The organism is Sorangium sp. So ce394 (assembly GCF_051474665.1).
GTDB lineage: Bacteria > Myxococcota_A > Polyangia > Polyangiales > Polyangiaceae > Sorangium > Sorangium cellulosum_D.
Map to the genome: position 1 here is coordinate 10,430,761 of NZ_CP150339.1, position 16,333 is coordinate 10,447,093.

14 protein-coding genes are annotated in these 16,333 nt (G+C 69.5%); 10 read left to right on the plus strand and 4 right to left on the minus strand.

The annotated features are described in order from the left end of the window. Window positions 1-10: 10 nt before the first annotated feature. Window positions 11-682: a TlpA family protein disulfide reductase gene (locus tag WMF33_RS38505; protein WP_437333272.1), complete on the minus strand. Its 672-nt coding sequence runs from the start codon at window positions 680-682 to the stop codon at window positions 11-13. A gap of 1,741 nt (window positions 683-2,423) precedes the next feature. On the opposite strand from WMF33_RS38505, the gene WMF33_RS38510 reads away from it, so the two are divergent. Both WMF33_RS38510 and WMF33_RS38515 read left to right on the plus strand, forming a co-directional pair. Continuing rightward, window positions 2,424-3,113, plus strand: coding sequence for a hypothetical protein (locus tag WMF33_RS38510; RefSeq protein ID WP_437333273.1), 690 nt, complete (start codon window positions 2,424-2,426; stop codon window positions 3,111-3,113). Continuing rightward, window positions 3,113-3,892, plus strand: coding sequence for a hypothetical protein (locus WMF33_RS38515; protein ID WP_437333274.1), 780 nt, complete (start codon window positions 3,113-3,115; stop codon window positions 3,890-3,892). The genes WMF33_RS38510 and WMF33_RS38515 overlap by 1 nt, the downstream gene beginning before the upstream one ends. A 473-nt stretch (window positions 3,893-4,365) precedes the next feature. Here the strand turns inward: WMF33_RS38515 and WMF33_RS38520 are convergent, their stop codons facing one another. From WMF33_RS38520 to WMF33_RS38530, 3 genes are all read right to left on the minus strand, one after another. Next, a complete protein-coding gene (locus WMF33_RS38520) occupies window positions 4,366-5,196 on the minus strand; it encodes an EI24 domain-containing protein (protein ID WP_437333275.1) in 831 nt (276 codons plus the stop codon). Between the two features lie 203 nt (window positions 5,197-5,399). Continuing rightward, a complete protein-coding gene (gene pssA, locus WMF33_RS38525) occupies window positions 5,400-6,347 on the minus strand; it encodes a CDP-diacylglycerol--serine O-phosphatidyltransferase (RefSeq protein WP_437333276.1) in 948 nt (315 codons plus the stop codon). Window positions 6,348-6,538: 191 nt separating this feature from the next. Beyond that, window positions 6,539-6,895 carry an antibiotic biosynthesis monooxygenase family protein gene (locus WMF33_RS38530; RefSeq protein ID WP_061629153.1) on the minus strand — a complete coding sequence of 119 codons (357 nt, stop codon included), beginning with the start codon at window positions 6,893-6,895 and terminating at the stop codon, window positions 6,539-6,541. 246 nt (window positions 6,896-7,141) lie between these two features. On the opposite strand from WMF33_RS38530, the gene WMF33_RS38535 reads away from it, so the two are divergent. From WMF33_RS38535 to WMF33_RS38570, 8 genes are all read left to right on the plus strand, one after another. Continuing rightward, the gene (locus tag WMF33_RS38535; protein WP_437333277.1) at window positions 7,142-7,708 is read left to right on the plus strand and encodes a DUF1003 domain-containing protein; all 567 of its coding nucleotides are present in this window, start codon (window positions 7,142-7,144) and stop codon (window positions 7,706-7,708) included. Between the two features lie 438 nt (window positions 7,709-8,146). Beyond that, window positions 8,147-9,265 (plus strand): NAD-dependent epimerase/dehydratase family protein, encoded by a 1,119-nt coding sequence (locus WMF33_RS38540; RefSeq protein ID WP_437333278.1) that lies wholly within the window; start codon window positions 8,147-8,149, stop codon window positions 9,263-9,265. Further along, window positions 9,262-10,380, plus strand: coding sequence for an SDR family NAD(P)-dependent oxidoreductase (locus WMF33_RS38545; RefSeq protein ID WP_437333279.1), 1,119 nt, complete (start codon window positions 9,262-9,264; stop codon window positions 10,378-10,380). Before WMF33_RS38540 ends, WMF33_RS38545 begins: the two co-directional genes overlap by 4 nt. Further along, entirely contained in the window at window positions 10,377-11,678 is a 1,302-nt protein-coding gene (locus WMF33_RS38550; RefSeq protein ID WP_437333280.1) for a TIGR04295 family B12-binding domain-containing radical SAM protein, read from the plus strand. The genes WMF33_RS38545 and WMF33_RS38550 overlap by 4 nt, the downstream gene beginning before the upstream one ends. After that, window positions 11,671-12,840 (plus strand): glycosyltransferase family 4 protein, encoded by a 1,170-nt coding sequence (locus WMF33_RS38555; RefSeq protein ID WP_437333281.1) that lies wholly within the window; start codon window positions 11,671-11,673, stop codon window positions 12,838-12,840. Before WMF33_RS38550 ends, WMF33_RS38555 begins: the two co-directional genes overlap by 8 nt. Before the next feature lie 3 nt (window positions 12,841-12,843). Beyond that, the gene (locus WMF33_RS38560) at window positions 12,844-13,980 is read left to right on the plus strand and encodes a CgeB family protein (protein WP_437333282.1); all 1,137 of its coding nucleotides are present in this window, start codon (window positions 12,844-12,846) and stop codon (window positions 13,978-13,980) included. After that, the gene (locus WMF33_RS38565; protein WP_437333283.1) at window positions 13,977-15,122 is read left to right on the plus strand and encodes a CgeB family protein; all 1,146 of its coding nucleotides are present in this window, start codon (window positions 13,977-13,979) and stop codon (window positions 15,120-15,122) included. Before WMF33_RS38560 ends, WMF33_RS38565 begins: the two co-directional genes overlap by 4 nt. Continuing rightward, window positions 15,119-16,228 (plus strand): CgeB family protein, encoded by a 1,110-nt coding sequence (locus WMF33_RS38570; protein ID WP_437333284.1) that lies wholly within the window; start codon window positions 15,119-15,121, stop codon window positions 16,226-16,228. Before WMF33_RS38565 ends, WMF33_RS38570 begins: the two co-directional genes overlap by 4 nt. The last annotated feature ends 105 nt before the right edge of the window (window positions 16,229-16,333 follow it).

Sequence of the window (16,333 nt, forward strand, 5' to 3'; positions counted from 1 at the left end):
GGGCGTGGTGTCACCGCGCCGGCTCGTCGAGCAGCGCGCGAACGCGCTCCTCGACGGTCGCGAACTCGGGGGTACCGGGCGCGAGCTGGCCCCCGAGGTGCACGTGCCGCACCAGCCCGGCGCGATCGAGGAGGAAGCTGACGCTCGTGTACTGGCGCTTCGGGTGGCCATCGATCCACCAGCGCTTGAGCGTGCGCCAGTCCGGGTCGATCGCGACCGGGAAGCTGTACCCGAAGTGCGACAGATAGCCTTTGACGGCCGCCGGATCGAGCGGCTCGTCGTCCTTGTGGTGATACATCCCGACGACGACCAGCCCTCGTGACCGATAGCGCTCGTCCAGCGCCTTGAGCGCCGGGGCGGTGGCGCTGCACAACGGGCAGTTCGGCGACATGAACCAGCGGACGAGCACGACCTTGCCGCGCAGGTCCGCCGGCGTGAGCGGTGGTGAGTTGTACCAGGGCCCGACGTCCCAGGCCGGCGGAGGCGCCCCGACGACGCCCGACACATCGTGGTCGAAGCCCGGGTCGCCGCCCGACGTGGGCGGGGCGCTCTCCGGAGACGGCGCAGGCGCGGCGGGCTCCGTGGGCGCGGGCCCCATGGGCGCGGACGCGGGCACGGGCTCCGGGGAGGCGCACGCGAGGGCGAGCGCGGCGAGCGGCAGCGAAAGCAAGCGAGCGAGCATGGCGATACCCCCGCGCGCGACGGTGGCAGGCCGGCGCGGGCGCGTCAATCCGGGCCGGACGGCGCCCCGCCGCCTTCTCCCACCGTGAAGTGCGCTGCGAACGCCGCTGCCGGAGCCGGGTCCTCCCCGTTTCAGGTGATGGCGCTCCTGGCCAAGCTCCTCCTGGAAGAGCCGCCGCGGCTCATCGAGGGAGCGAACGGAGGGAAATGCGTTCTTCATCGAGGAGCTGATCCGGGCGGCGGTGGACGGACGCAGCGATATGCTGCCGCAGACGGTGCTGGGGATGGTGGAGGCAAGGCTGTCGGCGCTCCCGCTGGAAGCCCAGCGCCTCCTGCGCGCGGCGAGCGTCTTCGGGGATCGCTTCTGCAAGAGGGAAACAAATTCTACACGCAAAAACAATATTGAGCAGTTCCGAGCAGTTAGCGGCTACGCCCGGCACGGACGGCGGTCAGCGGGCGGAGACGGGGGACGCTGTGCGCGGGCCATCGGGGGCGCCCGTGCGGTTCTGGCGGTCGCGGATCATCGGGGGCGCGGTTTCGGAACGCGCTGCGCCTGGGGCAGGAGCTACGGCGGCGCCGAGCCCGACGTCGGGAGCTTCCACCGCGCACCGCTGCGTCTCCAGAAGGCAGGGCCACCGAGTCAAGTGCGGCGGACCCGGCCGCCGCTTGTTGCGAGCGCAGGCGTGCAAGCCGCGCGTGGACGCGGAACGGCAGGATTGTGAGCCGCGCCGCGCGGCCCGCCCTTGCCGCGCTGGCCCCGTCGATCGAACACGCGCGGGTGGTCAGCGACGCGATCGAGCTCTTGATCCCTGTGCTCTTCCGCTCCGCTCGCCGGAGTACCGCGCACGGTGATCGAGGTGGCGGCGCTCCTGCGCGATCTGCATCGCCTGCGCGAGGCGATCGGATTAGACGCGGCTCAGCAGCTCGACGGCCCCGAGACGCCCGCCGGGGCAACCGCGGCCACGCCCGCGAGCAGCGGCGGGGGCTGCGGGCTCATCCGGGCTGCGGGGGCCTGCGGAACCCCACCGGGGCCGTCCGTTGCCGGTCTCGTAGCTGCCCGCCGATGGCGCCGCCACGTGCGGTGCTCGCGGGCGGCACGGACGCGCGAGCGACGTCGTGCGGCTCCAGCCGCGTGAGCGCTAGCGCGTCGTCGTCGCTGATCGCGCAGGCCACCGCCAGGCGCCGCGCTCGCGGGCGCGTGGCCGCGCGAGCGACGGCGTGCAGCTTGGCTGGCGCACGCTCTGGACGGTACGATCCCAGCCCAGCGTGGTGTTCTCGTCTAGATTCCGTTTGACGTCGATCCTGTGATCGGAAGAATGGCTCGTGTGTCCCTGGGAGCAAGAGGCCATGATGGCAATACGTCTTCGTTCGAAGATAGTCCGCCCCTGTCTCGTTCATATCCTTTCCGCTACGGCAATATCTCAAACTGGTTGCACCATCCTAGATGAAAAGCAAACGCCGACATGCATAGACCCATCTCCTCAGTGTCAAGCGTTGTGTGGGCAAGAAGACGTGTTCCCTCAGACAGTTCGCTGCGAGAGGACAATGCCGCTTCAAAACCAATTCGTGAAAGCATTAACCACAAAGACCTGCAATCAATGGCGCGAAGCACTACCCACCGATGGCAGCAGTTACCTGGTCATTACTCCTCAAATGATCGGGATAACACCCGTCGCAAAGAATCCGTGCCTGTACTAACCCACGTCTCTCCTGGAGACACTCCTGGATAGTCGCTTCTTTTCATGGCAAAAGATCAGCGGGGCAAGCTGCGTTCACCATCATCCCATTCAATCACCATGGAACTCTTATCGAAGCCGACGAAGCGAATTGGATTCGGACTCATCGCCGTTGCCGCATTGGTGGGAGCATATACCTTGGGGCGAACTTCGGTAGAGGTTCCTGAAAAATCCCAAACTTGCCAGGCCACGGCCAGCACAAGTGGCCCCGATCTCCAATCAATCATAAATGCAACTCAGGAAAGGCTAACTAGCTGCGAAAATGCTCTCTATCGCCACGAACAACCACTTCAGAAAAAGGAAGAGCAACCTCGCACCAACGAAGACGAGCCTACCGCGTCATCCCACCCAGAGGGCTCGACAGAGTGTAGCACCATATCGCAAAAGAAAGAACTGCAAATGATGGCCAAAGGCTGTAGAGAATTCAGGAAATCGTTCGATGCGTACAAGGCAATACTGGAGAACGATAAGATCAACTGCGAGACGATCTTAGCAATTCGAGATTTGGCCCAAAGCCAGCACTCGATTTGCGTCGCGATCATAACAGCCAACGAAGACACCTCCTATCAAAACCTAATGAGAGACCCCAGCATCAGCGAGTTGGTAGAAGACGCGTACACTTTCAGAGATGATGAATATAGCGGACTTAGCATCGATGGCCTAGTAAAGAACAAGAGGTGTCTAGTTGAACAGTAATGAGATCACGCATCATTCGGGGAGAACTTGGTGCGTTGCCGGCGATCATGTTAGATCAACCAGCTTTGTGCATTCTGTTAGGGCTTGGGGTCATTACTGTTAGTGATCTGGCATCGGCGCAAGAGAAAGAGTCTCAAGGATCATTCTATTGGGACGGGTTCCATCTTAATGGAATCTTCCAAGCAAAGCTCCCTCTTCTCTTGAGGTTAGGAGTTTCATACAGCGGAGGAACAGCTCCGGGGGCTGTCCACGTAGCCATGCTGAACTTTGGTCAGACATTGAGTTTGACGAAGGAACTCAACGTTGGCTACCTTCTGGGTGTGGGATTGAGCAAGGAAAGGGTGTCGACCGTAGAAGAGAAGGTATTGGGCATACATGCCACGTTCGAAACCGGGCCATTCCGGGCAAGTGCGGCCACCAACCTTCAATTCTATGCATTGGGCGAGGCGATTATTCCGATGTTAACTACGGCTTTGAGAGGACAAGGAGCCATTTTTCGGACCACGCATGTCGACGCTTTTGTTGGCGGAGATCTTTTTCTTCGCAATCTGAACGTCCAGTTCGGCGCCACAGCCGGATTTCGATTCAGGGACGTCGTACTCTTTGACCGAAACATAAGCGGACTCTTGTCGGCGACGGCGATGAATACGTGGGTTAGTGTCCCCACACATGGATTAAGTTGGGCGGCCTACGTGGAGCCCCGTCTTGGGGTTGTTGTCGATCTGGAGACCAAGGAAGAAGAAAAGCGTGATCAGATTTATGAGTATGGGCAATACTGATCTTGAGCGTTCACGGAGCAGGGCGCGATGTCAATATCGATGACCGATGCAGCGGACAGCGGAGCAACAACAAGAGCGCGGCCTTTGCTGTCTCCTCAAGCCGTGCGGTCGCTTCGATCGGCTCCTGTGCCGATTCGATTTGTACACGTGACGTCGTCCCACACTGGGACGGAGGCCTCTCGACCCAGCGAGCGTGCCGGGGCGCGCCGGGCTGGGCAAGGGTGCGCTCGCTGCGCGAATCACGCCTGCGCGGCCGCCCTTGCTCCGCCCGGCGCGCCCCGGCGGCTTATTACCGCCCGGTCTCGTTGCTGCTCACGCCCCTCGCATCGAGCAGGCTGCGTGATGGTGAGGAGCTCTACGCAGCGAAGATGGCCATCATGGATGGCGCTCGCTTCTGCGCGGCACGGGCTCGCGATGGAGCCGGAGGGGGAGCTCTCGCCGGAGCTGTGGGTGCCCCCGATCGTCGCCCGAGCTCAGCGCGGCGCTTGCTTCGTGGCCTCCCACCGCTCCAGCGTGACGACGAGTCGAGCCGCCCCGAGGATGCCGGCCGGGAGCACGATGAGCAGCGAGCAAGGAAGGAACGAGAGCAGCGCGAGACCAAAGCCGAAGCCCATCACCGCGGCGAGGTTCCGGCGCACGAACTCGATCCGCGCCGCTACGGGCACGCCGCGGATCGACAGCGGGCAGTCGCAGAGGTCCCAGGCCCCGGCGAGCGCCGCCACCGCGAGCTGAAGCGGGACGACGACGACGGTCGCCGGCGCGAAGAGGAAACCCACGACGCCGAGGACGATGAGGATCGGGAGCGTGAAGGCGAGCGCCACGAGCGACGACTGCAGCGCGCGCCACATGTCCGCAAAGAAGCCGACCTCCGGCCACGCGGGCGCCCCGAGATCGGCCTCTGCCCTGCGCACCATCCGCTCCAGCGCGGGCCCCGAGAGCGGCTTCGCGAGCCCGAACGAGATGGCGACGGCGGCCACGAGCACCACCGCGACCGAGAGGATCCGCAGCACGGCCATGAGCACGGTCCAGAGCCCTCCCGTCCCCGGCTCCTTCACGATCAGCTCGACGAGCGAAGGCGCGAGCTTCACGCCGACGATGGCGAGCACGACCGTGAGCACGAGCGCGATGCCCGTGGGGACGAGCGCGAGCGGCCAGAGGTCCGGCGTGCGAAAGAGGTACCCGTAGCCGCCCAGCATGGCCTTGAGGCCCGCGCCGAAGCCGGGGCGTTCGAGCGGTACGCGCCCCGCGGGCGGGCTCTGCGCGGGCGCGGTGGGAGAGTTGAGGGGAGCATCCGGGGTGATCATTCGGTTACGAACGGTCCCAGCCGTCGTGCATGCGGTCAACGCCTTCCGCGCGCTGGCCTCGACATGGACACTTCTTGTGCCTCGCGCCCGCCCTTGTTTTCGTGCATCCGCAGGGTTTCGGGGGTCCGCGGCGCCTCCGGCGACCCGTATGAAGCGCGCGCGGAGCCTTCAGAACCAGGCCGCTCCGCGCCGCCCGGCGACCCTCAGTGCCCGCGTCGAGACGAAAGCCGCTCCTCCCCGCCTCGGGGACACGCCCCCAGCGCGGCGGCGGGCTCGCCCGGCGCGCCCCCGCGGCGCGCCGGAGGGCGCCAGAGCGACTCGACCACCCCGAGCAGGACGTAGGCGCCGATCAGCCAGACAAGGACGTACCCCGGCGCCCATCGGACGGAGATGAGCGCGCTCGATCCGATGACGAGCGCGATCGACAGCGCGGTGCGGGCGTCGAGGCGGACGTCCTTGAACGAGCGGAACCGCAGGGTCGACACCATCAGGAGCGAGAGGAGCAGCGTCGTCGCGAGGACCGCCGGCGCGGCGCCGGCCCCGGCGAGCTGCCCGTCCGCGGCGCCGTGGGTCATGACGATCGCGACAAGGATCCCGGCCGCTCCGGTGACGGGGAGGCCGACGACGTACCGCGGCGGCGCCGACGAACAGGCCGCCTCGGCGAGGGAGAGGACGTTGAAGCGAGCGAGCCGGATCGCGCCGCACGCCGCGAACACGAACCCGCCGAGCACGCCGGCGAGGCCGAGGCGGTGCAGGGCCCACTGGTGCACGAGCACGGCCGGGGCCACGCCGAACGAGACGAGATCGGCCAGCGCGTCGAGCTCCCGCCCGAACGCGCTGTCGGTCCTGGTCGCCCGCGCGACGCGGCCGTCGAGCGCGTCGAGGAGCATCGCGAGGAGGATGAGGCTCGCGGCGCGCCGGAAATCATCGTCCGACCGCGCGGCGGCCGAGCGCCGTACCGCGTCGAGGCCGCAGAAGATGGATGACAGCGTGATCAGGTTGGGGAGGAGAAACAGCGCCTTCCCCGGGGCCCGCGGCGGCCGCCTCCGCGCCGCCTCGACGCGCGGCCGCTCGGGCCCCGCGCCCCGGCCTGGCCGGGGGCGCCAACGCGCGACGCCGGCGTCCCGTCTTCCTGGAGTGAGTGCTGACATGATGGGCGAGGTCTTCCAGGCGCCGCTTGGCCGCGCGGCCCCTGGCCCGCGGCCCGACGGGCCCGCTCGCCCGGCCTCGTAGTACACGAGGCCACGCGCCTTCAAGCCGGGAGCGTGGCGCCTTGCGCGCACGGCGCCCGCGCGCACGGCGCCCGCGCGCGCACGGCGCCCCCGGCCCGCGGCGAGGATCGCTAGCCCTGCAGATCGGTGCTGAGGAACACCTCGTGGATATCGAGCTTGCTCGGGCCCGCGAACATCTCCTTCGGCGCGCGGTTCCGGTGCGCCTCCGCGAAGGCGGGGCTCCTCGTCCAGGCGATGAAGTCGTCCATCGACCGCCACCAGGTCTTGACCTCGTAGAACCCCTGCGCGTCCGGATCCGGGCTCCACGCGCCGGTCGCGTGGTCCAGCTTCATCGGCTTCGGACGGTGCACCTCGTTCCGGATGAAGCCGGGCGCGCGGTCGACCAGGTGTACCCGGTTCTTGAAGCGGTCCTCGAACTCGGCCTCATGGCCCTCGGCGACGGGAATGCGGTTGGTGACGACGATCATGGCTCCTCCTTGCTGGTGCCCCGGGACCCGCCCCGGCGCGGGCGACGGCGAGCTTAGCAGCGCGCCTGCCCGGCCGGGACCACGCCGCGCACGTTGCCCCCGCTCGCTGCAGATAATCGTGGAATTTCTAAGAGCTCATCGTAATGCGGTCCATGACACGCAACCGGTCACGTCCGGTGCGGCAGCTCCGACGAAAACGGATTGACAAGTCCGCCCTTCGGAGCCCTCATCCCAGGAGGTCCGTTCATGAACGACTCCGAGACGGCTCGCGGCGCCCCATCAGCAGCGGGGCTCGATCGCTCCGAGATGGAGGGCGTGGTGCGCCGGAACATCCAGGCGCTCCTGCAGGTCCGGAAGGAGAGCGAGCGCAACAAGGGTTTCCAGGAGACCCTCGCCGACGCCATCACCAAGTTCACGGGGAGCATGACGTTCGTCTTCCTCCACGCCACCGTCTTCGGGGGCTGGATCGTGGTGAACACGGGCGTCATCCCCGGCCTCAAGCCGTTCGACCCGTTCCCGTTCGTGATGCTCGCGATGATCGCGTCGGTCGAGGCGATCTTCCTCTCGACCTTCGTGCTCATCAGCCAGAACCGCATGCAGGCGCTCGCCGACAAACGCGCCGATCTCGATCTTCAGATCAACCTCCTGGCAGAGCACGAGGTCACCCGGCTCATCGAGCTCGTCGACGGCATCTCCAGGCACCTCAAGGTGCCCCGGACCAGCGACCCGCACCTCGAGGAGCTCAAGAAAGATGTCCACCCCGAGGTGGTGCTGGAGGAGATCGAGCGCGAGCAGCGGGATATGACGAAGTAGTCAATACGGACTCTCCCTAGAAGAGCACCGGGTTCGCCTGATACCATGGTGAGATGGAGTATCGGACGTTCCGTCGCCCGCAGAGCGCGCGCCCACGCGCACCGGAGCGCTGCGGACCGAGCCGGAGGATTGTCCGTGAAATCACGGAGGGTTTTGGCGGGATTCGAGTACTCGCCAGCACGACTCGAAGATCGTACTGCGGGTGATATTGTCAAATCTCTCACGAACCGCTCTTGCAGGGTCGTGAGTTACATGTTACTCGGATGGCGTCCCGGGCGTCGATTGTACGATGTCCGCGCTGAACAGAACCGGACACGGGTGGCGCAGTGAGCCGTCCCGAGCGCGGCGCCGTCGCGACGGCGCCCTCTTCTATAGCCTAGCCTCATCCGCGCAGGCTCGTGGCGTTTTGCCACGCATTGACCATCGACCCAGAGGAATATGGCCAGTCACGTCCTCATCACTGGTGGAGCGGGCTTCATCGGCTCGCACGTCGCCGACGAGCTCCTGCGCCAAGGGCATCGCGTCCGGGCGCTCGACAGCCTCATCCCACAGGTGCACGGGCCCGAGCGCCGGCGCCCGGCGTACCTCAACCCGGAAGTCGAGCTCATCGTGGGTGACGTCCGGGACCGGGACGCGGTGAAGTCGGCATTACGCGGAGTGGACGTCGTTTACCACTTCGCGGCCATGGTCGGGGTCGGACAGAGCATGTACAAGATCGAGGAGTACACCTCGGTCAACAACCTCGGCACCGCCGTGCTCCTGGAAGAGCTCGCCGAGAGGCCGGTCTCGAGGCTGATCGTCGCCTCCAGCATGAGCGTGTACGGCGAGGGGCTCTACCGGACCGCCTCGGGCGCCGTGGTCCCCGGCGCGAGCCGCCCGCTCGATCAGCTGAAGCGCGGCGACTGGGAGGTCCGGAGCGAGGCGGGCGAGGCGCTCGCGCCGATCCCGACCCCCGAGTCCAAGACGCCGGCGCTCGAGTCGGTCTACGCGCTCTCCAAGTACGACCAGGAGCGGCTCTGCCTGACGATCGGGCGCGCGTACAACATCCCCACTGTCGCCCTCCGCTTCTTCAACGTGTACGGCCGCCGCCAGGCCCTCTCCAACCCGTACACCGGCGTCCTCGCCATCTTCGCCTCCCGGCTCCTCAACGATCGTCCGCCCCTCATCTTCGAGGACGGCCTGCAGCGGCGCGACTTCGTGAGCGTCGCCGACATCTCCCGCGCCTGCGTCCGGGTCCTCAGCGCCGACGCCGCGGTGGGCCAGGTGCTCAACATCGGCAGCGGGCGGTCGTACACCGTGCGCGAGGTCGCCGATCACGTCCGCAAGGTGATGGGGAAAGACCGGATCGAGCCCGAGATCACCGGGAAGTCGCGGCTGGGCGACATCCGGCACTGCTTCGCGGACATCGGCGCGGCGCAGCGCAAGATCGGGTATGAGCCCCAGGTCACCCTCGAAGAGGGGCTCCGCGATCTCGCCGGCTGGCTCGAGGGCCAGGTGGCCAAGGACGCTGTCGCCCAGGCCCGCGCCGAGCTGGAGTCCCGGGGGCTGACGGTATGAGCGCCGCGGATCTCGATTCCCGCGGCGCGGCCGGGGAGCCGGGGCGACCGGCGCTGATCACCGGCGGCGCCGGCTTCATCGGGTCCAACGTGGCCCACCGCCTGCTCCAGGCGGGAGAGTCGGTGATCCTCTTCGACAACCTCTCGCGGCCCTCCGTGGCGCGCAACGTGGACTGGCTGAAGCGCGTCCACGGCGACCGCGTCACGCTGGTCACCGGCGACGTGCGGGACGCCGGCGCGGTCGCCGAGGTGGTCCGGCGCGCCTCCAGCGTCTTTCATTTCGCCGCCCAGGTCGCGGTGACCACCAGCCTGGTCCGGCCGGAGGAAGACTTCGAGATCAACGCCCGGGGGACGCTCAACGTCCTCGAGGCGATCCGCGCCCAGAGCGCCCCGCCGCCGCTCCTCTTCACGTCCACCAACAAGGTGTACGGCGGCCTCCCCGACGTCCCGCTCCAGTGCAGGGATCGGCAGTACGCGCCCGAGGATCCGAAGCTCCGCGCCGCCGGCATCTCGGAGGCCCGGCCGCTCGACTTCCACAGCCCCTACGGGTGCTCGAAGGGCGCGGCGGATCAGTACGTGATCGATTATGCCCGCACCTTCGGGCTCCCCGCGGCGGTGTTCCGGATGAGCTGTATCTACGGGCCTCGCCAGTTCGGGACCGAGGACCAGGGGTGGGTGGCTCATTTCCTCCTCCAGGCGCTCCGGCGCGAGCCGATCACCCTCTACGGCGACGGGATGCAGGTCCGGGACGTCCTGTTCATCGACGATCTCGTCGACGCCTTCCTCCTCGCCCGCGAGAACATCCGGCAGATCTCCGCGACGGCGTTCAACATCGGCGGCGGCCCGGAGAACACCCTCAGCCTGCTCGAGCTGCTCGACCTCATCGAGGAGCTCGACGGCAAGCGCCCCGCGACCGGCGTCGAGGCGTGGCGCCCCGGCGATCAGCGCTACTACGTCTCCGATTGCCGCCGGTTCAACGCGGCGACGGGGTGGTGGCCGCGCGTCCGGTTCCGCGACGGCGTGCGCAAGCTGCACGGCTGGCTGCGCGAGATGACCGGCGCCGGCAAGGCCGCCGGGCAGGCGGCCGAGGAGCTCTGCATGGAGGGCGCCGAGTGAGGTTCGCGCTCGTCAACCCGCCCTGGAGCTTCGAGGGGAGCATCTATTTCGGCTGCCGCGAGCCCCACCTGCCGCTCGAGTACGGCTACGCCAGGGCGCTGCTCGAGGCCGCGGGGCACGAGACGGCGATCGTCGACGCGCAGGCCCGGGACCTCTCCCTGGAGGCCCTCCGCGACGAGGTGGCCGCGCTCCGCCCCGACGCCGTCGTGGTGACCACCGCGCCGAGCTACCTCTTCTGGCGCTGCGCCCCGCCCGAGCTCCGGGTCCCGCAGCAGACGCTCCACGCCCTGCGCGACCTGCCGGGCCTAAGGTTCGCGGTCGGCCCCCACGCCTCCACCACCCCCCGCGCCACCCTGCGCAAGCTCGGGGTCGACGCGGTGGTGATGGGCGAGTGCGAGGAAGTCCTGGTCCAGCTCGCGGATCTGCCGCGCGCGCGCTGGGGCGAGATCGCCTCGATCGCCTATTTGGAAGGCGAGGAGGCGCGCGTCCAGGGCGGGCCGCACGCGTCCGACATGGCCCGGCTCCCGGCCCTCCGCTGGGACGAGGCGACGGTCGCGCGCCACGCCCACCACCACCACCGCTTCGACGCCGCGCCGGTCGGGCCGGGCGCCGAGCTCGAGGCGTCCCGCGGGTGCCCGTACCACTGCACCTTCTGCGCGAAGGACAACTTCCGCGATCGCTACCGCAAGCGGCCGCTCGACGTGCTCCTCGACGAGCTCGACGGGCTCGTCGCGCAGGGCGTCCGCTACGTCTACTTCATCGACGAGATCTTCCTCCCGGACCGCCCGCTGCTCGAGGCGCTCGTGGATCGGCCGGTGTCGTTCGGCATCCAGATGCGCATCGACAACTGGAACCGCGAGATGCTCGACCTGCTCGGGAAGGCGGGGTGCGTCTCGATCGAGGCCGGGGTGGAGAGCATCACGAAGGAGGGCAGGAGCCTCCTGGCCAAGCATTGCAAGCTCTCGACCGAGCAGCTCAGCGACCTCCTCATCCACGCCAAGAAGAGCGTCCCCTTCGTCCAGGCGAACCTGATCCAGTCGCAGACCGACGCTCCCGCGGACGTCGCCGCCTTCCGGGAGCGGCTCCGGCAGCACGGCGTGTGGGCGAACGAGCCGGTGCCGATGTTCCCCTACCCCGGCTCGCCCGATTACACGATGCGCTGGGGCCTGCCGGACGATCAGGCGTGGGAGCGCTCGGTCGCGCACTACCTCGGCCAGTTCGATCACTTCAGCGACATCCAGGAGAGCCGCCCGCTCCCGCTCTCCGAGCTCGAGGTCGCGGCGCCCGGCCATGGTTGACGCCCTGCAGACCCCCGGCTCCGTCCTGATGACCGCCGACACGGTGGGCGGCGTCTTCTCCTACGCGATCGAGCTCGCGCGCGCGCTCGCGGCGCGCGGGGTCCGGACGTCGCTCGCCACCATGGGCGGGCCGCTCTCGGCGCCCCAGCGCGAGGCCGCGGGCCGCGTGCCCGGGCTCGCCGTCTTCGAGAGCTCCTTCCGGCTCGAGTGGATGGACGACCCCTGGGACGACGTCGCGCGCGCCGGGGACTGGCTCCTCGAGCTCGAGGAGCGCGTCCGCCCGGACGTGGTCCACCTGAACGGCTACGCGCACGGCGCCCTCGACTTCCGCGCCCCGAAGCTCGTGGTGGCCCACTCGTGCGTGCTCTCCTGGTGGACCGCCGTCCTCGGCGGGGAGGCGCCGCCGCAGTACGATCGCTACCGGCGCGAGGTGGCCCGCGGGCTCGCCGCCGCGGCCGCGGTGGTGGCGCCGACCCAGGCGATGCTCGACGCCCTCGTGCGCCACCACGGCGCGCGCGCGCCCTTCCGGGGCGCCCGGGCGGCGGTGATCCCCAACGCGGCCGACCCGGACCGGTTCGCCCCGGGCCCGAAGGACGAGGTCATCGTCGCGGTCGGGCGGCTCTGGGACCAGGCCAAGAACATCGCGGCCCTCGGCGAGGTGGCCCCTCGCCTGCCCTGGCCGATCCAGGTGGCCGGGAGCGACGTCCACCCCGGCGGGGGCAGCCGGCCCCTCCCGTCGCTCGAGCACCTCGGCGTGCTCTCGCCGACCGGCGTCGCCGCCGCGCTCGCCCGCGCCTCGATCTGCGCGCACCCCGCCCGCTACGAGCCGTTCGGCCTGTCGGTCCTGGAGGCCGCGCTCTCCGGCTGCGCCCTCGTCCTCGGCGACATTCCCAGCCTGCGCGAGGTCTGGCGGGACGCGGCCCTCTACGTCGATCCCGGCGACACCGAGGCGCTCCGGCGCGCGCTCCAGGCGCTCGTCGACGATCCCGTAAGGCGGCAGGAGATGGCGTCGCGCGCCCGCGCCCGCGCCGCCGCGTTCTCGCCGCGGCGGATGGCCCGGGGCTACCTGCGCCTCTACGGCGAGCTCCTCGGGGGCAGCTCGCGAGCGAGGCGCTCGCCGGCGCGCGAGGCGCCGCGCGCCGCCGCCGTGGGAGGCGAGTGAGCCATGCGCATCGTCCTGTTCTGTCACTCGCTCCTGTCCGACTGGAACCACGGCAACGCGCACTTCCTCCGGGGCGTGGTCACCGAGCTCGCCGAGCGCGGGCACGAGGTCCGCGTCTTCGAGCCGCGCGACGCGTGGAGCCTCCAGAACCTCGTCGCCGACCACGGCGAGGCCCCGCTGCGCGAGGTGCGCGAGGTCTACCCGCACGTCGACCCGATCCGCTACGACCTCGCCTCGCTCGACCTGGACGAGGCGCTCGAGGGCGCCGCGCTGGTCATCGTCCACGAGTGGAGCGAGCCGGAGCTGGTCGCCCGCGTCGGCGCCCACCGGGTCGGCGCGTCGTACCGGCTGCTCTTCCACGACACGCACCACCGGTCGGTCACCGATCCCGGGGCCATGGCCCGCTACGACCTCACCCACTACGACGGCGTCCTCGCCTTCGGCCGGGTGATCCGCGACCTCTACCTCGAGCGCCGCTGGGCCCGCCGGGCGTTCGTCTGGCACGAGGCCGCCGACGCGCGGGTCTTCCGCCCGCGCCGCGAGCTCCAGCCCGAGCGCGATCTCGTGTGGGTCGGCAACTGGGGCGACGAGGAGCGCACCCGCGAGCTCGACGAGTTCCTCATCGGCCCGGCGCGCGATCTCGGCCTCTCCGCCCGCGTGCACGGGGTGCGCTACCCCGAGCACGCGCGCGCCGCGCTCGAGGCGGCCGGGCTCGAGTACCGCGGCTGGCTCCCCAACCACCGCGCGCCCGACGCGTTCGCGCGGGCGCGGGTGACCGTCCACGTGCCGAGGCGGCCCTACGTCGCGTCGCTCCCGGGCATCCCGACCATCCGGCCGTTCGAGGCCATGGCCTGCGCCATCCCGCTCGTCTGCTCGCCGTGGAGCGACACGGAGGAGCTGTTCTCGCCCGGGCTCGACTACCTCGTCGCCCGGAATGGCGAGGAGATGAAGAAGCACCTGCGCGCGCTCCTCGCCGAGCCTGCCATGGCCGCCGAGCTGGCGGAGCGGGGGCGCAAGACGGTCCTCGCCCGCCACACCTGCGCCCACCGCGTCAACGAGCTCCTCTGCATCTCGGCCGACCTCGGCATCGAGGTCGACCGCCCGGCGCCCGCCGCCACCACCCAGCGAGCCACCGCATGAACCGACGCCCGACCTCGAGCCGACCGCTCACCATCGCCTTCTTCGGATCGAGCCTCGTCTCCGCCTACTGGAACGGAGCGGCCACCTACTACCGCGGCATCATCCGCGCCCTCGCCGCGCGGGGGCACCGCGTCACCTTCTACGAGCCGGACGCGTACGACCGGCAGAAGCACCGCGACATCGACGATCCGCTGTGGGCCCGCGTGGTCGTCTACTCCGGCACCGACGCCGACGAGCCGAGGCGCCTCGTCCAGCAGGCGCGGAGCGCCGACGTCGTCGTCAAGGCGAGCGGCGTCGGCGTCTTCGACGAGCTCCTCGAGGCCGAGGTCGCCGCGCTCGATCGGCCGGGGCTCACCACCATCTTCTGGGACGTCGACGCCCCGGCCACGCTGGAGCGCGTCCGCGCCGACCCGTCGGACCCGTTCCGCGCGCAGATCCCGCGCTACGGCCTGGTCTTCACGTACGGCGGCGGCGACCCCGTGGTGCGCGGCTACGAGGCGCTCGGCGCCCGGCGCTGCGTGCCGATCTACAACGCGCTCGACCCCGAGACCCACTTCGAGGTCGCGCCAGATCCGCGGTTCGACTGCGATTTTGCGCTCCTCGCCAACCGCCTCCCGGACCGGGAGCGGCGCGTGGAGGAGTTCTTCCTGCGGCCCGCGGCCGCGCTCCCCGAGCTCCGGTTCCTGCTCGGCGGCAATGGCTGGCAGGACAAGGCGATGCCGTCGAACGTCCGGTACGTCGGGCACGTCTACACCGCGGATCACAACGCCTTCAACGCGAGCGCCCGCGCGGTGCTGAACGTGGCCCGCGACAGCATGGCGTCGGTCGGCTTCTCCCCGGCGACCCGGGTGTTCGAGGCCGCGGGCGCGGCCGCGTGCCTCATCACCGACGCGTGGGAGGGGATCGAGCTCTTCCTCGAGCCCGAGCGCGAGGTGCTCGTCGCGAGCAGCGGCGACGAGGTCGCGGCGATCCTCCGGGCGCTCACGCCCGAGCGGGCCCGCGCTATCGGCGAGGCGGCGAAGCAGCGCGTGCTCGCCGAGCACACCTACGCGGAGCGGGCGAAGCAGGTCGAAGCGCTGCTCGGCCGCGCCGCCGACGCCGCCGACGCCGCCGACGCAACCCTCACCGCGATCGCGCCGTGAAGACCCTCTCCTTCGTTTTCCTGGGCCTGTCGATCACCTCGTCGTGGGGCAACGGCCACGCGACCACGTACCGCGGGCTCCTCAAGCGGCTCGCCCAGCGCGGGCACCGCGTGCTGTTCCTCGAGCGGGATCTCTGGTTCTACGCGGAGAACCGCGATCTGCCGGCCCCTCCGTACGGCCGGACCGAGCTCTACCAGGGGCTCGACGACCTCCGCGCGCGCTTCGGGGACGCGGTGCGCAACGCGGACATGGTGGTCGTCGGGTCCTACGTGCCCGACGGGGTCGAGGTCGGCGCCTGGGTGACGGAGACGGCGCGCGGGAAGACCGCATTTTACGACATCGACACGCCGGTCACGCTCAAGAAGCTCGAGCGGGGCGACACCGAGTACCTGTCGGCGGCGCTGATCCCGCGCTACGACCTCTACCTCTCGTTCACCGGCGGCCCCACGCTCGACCTGCTCGAGCGCCGCTACGGGGCGAAGCGGGCGCGCCCGCTCTACTGCTCGGTGGATCCGGACGCGTATTTCCCGGAGCGCCTCTCGCCCCGGTGGGATCTCGGCTACCTCGGCACCTACAGCCCCGATCGCCAGTCCACCCTGGATCGCCTCCTCGTCGAGCCGGCGCGCCGCTGGGCGCAGGGGCGCTTCGCGGTCGCGGGGCCGCAGTACCCGTCGGACATCGACTGGCCGTCGAACGTCGACCGGACGGATCACATCCCGCCGGGCGAGCACCGCGCCTTTTACGGCGCGCAGCGCTTCACGCTCAACGTCACCCGGCGGGACATGATCGAGGCGGGGTACTCGCCGAGCGTGCGCCTGTTCGAGGCGGCGGCCTGCGGCGTGCCGGTGATCAGCGACGACTGGCCCGGGCTCGACGAGGTCTTCGAGCCGGGCAAGGAGATCCTCGTGGCCTGCTCCTCGGAGGAGGCACTCCGCCTGCTCCGCGAGTTCCCCGAGCGGGAGCGGGTCGCGATCGGGCAGCGGGCGCGCGAGCGCGTGCTCGCCCGGCACACCGCGGCGCACCGCGCCGAGGCGCTGGAGAGATACGCCCGGGAGCTGCTCCACGAGCGGGACGAGCGGGAGCTCCCAGGGGACCGGGGGTCGTGAACGTGTGGTGTCGGCTCGAAACAGCGTGCTGCAAATGAAGGATGACGAAGCGACCGTGGCGGGGAGGAACCCCATCGCGCCCACCCGTGCCGGGGCGGTCGTCCG

Excerpts from the sequence above, each read along its gene's own strand:
- WMF33_RS38560 (WP_437333282.1), top strand. The coding sequence starts at position 12,844 with ATGCGCATCGTCCTGTTCTGTCACTCGCTCCTGTCCGACTGGAACCAC.
- WMF33_RS38555 (WP_437333281.1), top strand. The coding sequence starts at position 11,671 with ATGGTTGACGCCCTGCAGACCCCCGGCTCCGTCCTGATGACCGCCGAC.
- WMF33_RS38540 (WP_437333278.1), top strand. The coding sequence starts at position 8,147 with ATGGCCAGTCACGTCCTCATCACTGGTGGAGCGGGCTTCATCGGCTCG.
- WMF33_RS38545 (WP_437333279.1), top strand. The coding sequence starts at position 9,262 with ATGAGCGCCGCGGATCTCGATTCCCGCGGCGCGGCCGGGGAGCCGGGG.
- WMF33_RS38535 (WP_437333277.1), top strand. The coding sequence starts at position 7,142 with ATGAACGACTCCGAGACGGCTCGCGGCGCCCCATCAGCAGCGGGGCTC.
- WMF33_RS38565 (WP_437333283.1), top strand. The coding sequence starts at position 13,977 with ATGAACCGACGCCCGACCTCGAGCCGACCGCTCACCATCGCCTTCTTC.
- WMF33_RS38520 (WP_437333275.1), bottom strand. The coding sequence starts at position 5,196 with ATGATCACCCCGGATGCTCCCCTCAACTCTCCCACCGCGCCCGCGCAG.
- WMF33_RS38505 (WP_437333272.1), bottom strand. The coding sequence starts at position 682 with ATGCTCGCTCGCTTGCTTTCGCTGCCGCTCGCCGCGCTCGCCCTCGCG.
- WMF33_RS38515 (WP_437333274.1), top strand. The coding sequence starts at position 3,113 with ATGAGATCACGCATCATTCGGGGAGAACTTGGTGCGTTGCCGGCGATC.
- WMF33_RS38510 (WP_437333273.1), top strand. The coding sequence starts at position 2,424 with ATGGCAAAAGATCAGCGGGGCAAGCTGCGTTCACCATCATCCCATTCA.
- pssA (WP_437333276.1), bottom strand. The coding sequence starts at position 6,347 with ATGTCAGCACTCACTCCAGGAAGACGGGACGCCGGCGTCGCGCGTTGG.
- WMF33_RS38530 (WP_061629153.1), bottom strand. The coding sequence starts at position 6,895 with ATGATCGTCGTCACCAACCGCATTCCCGTCGCCGAGGGCCATGAGGCC.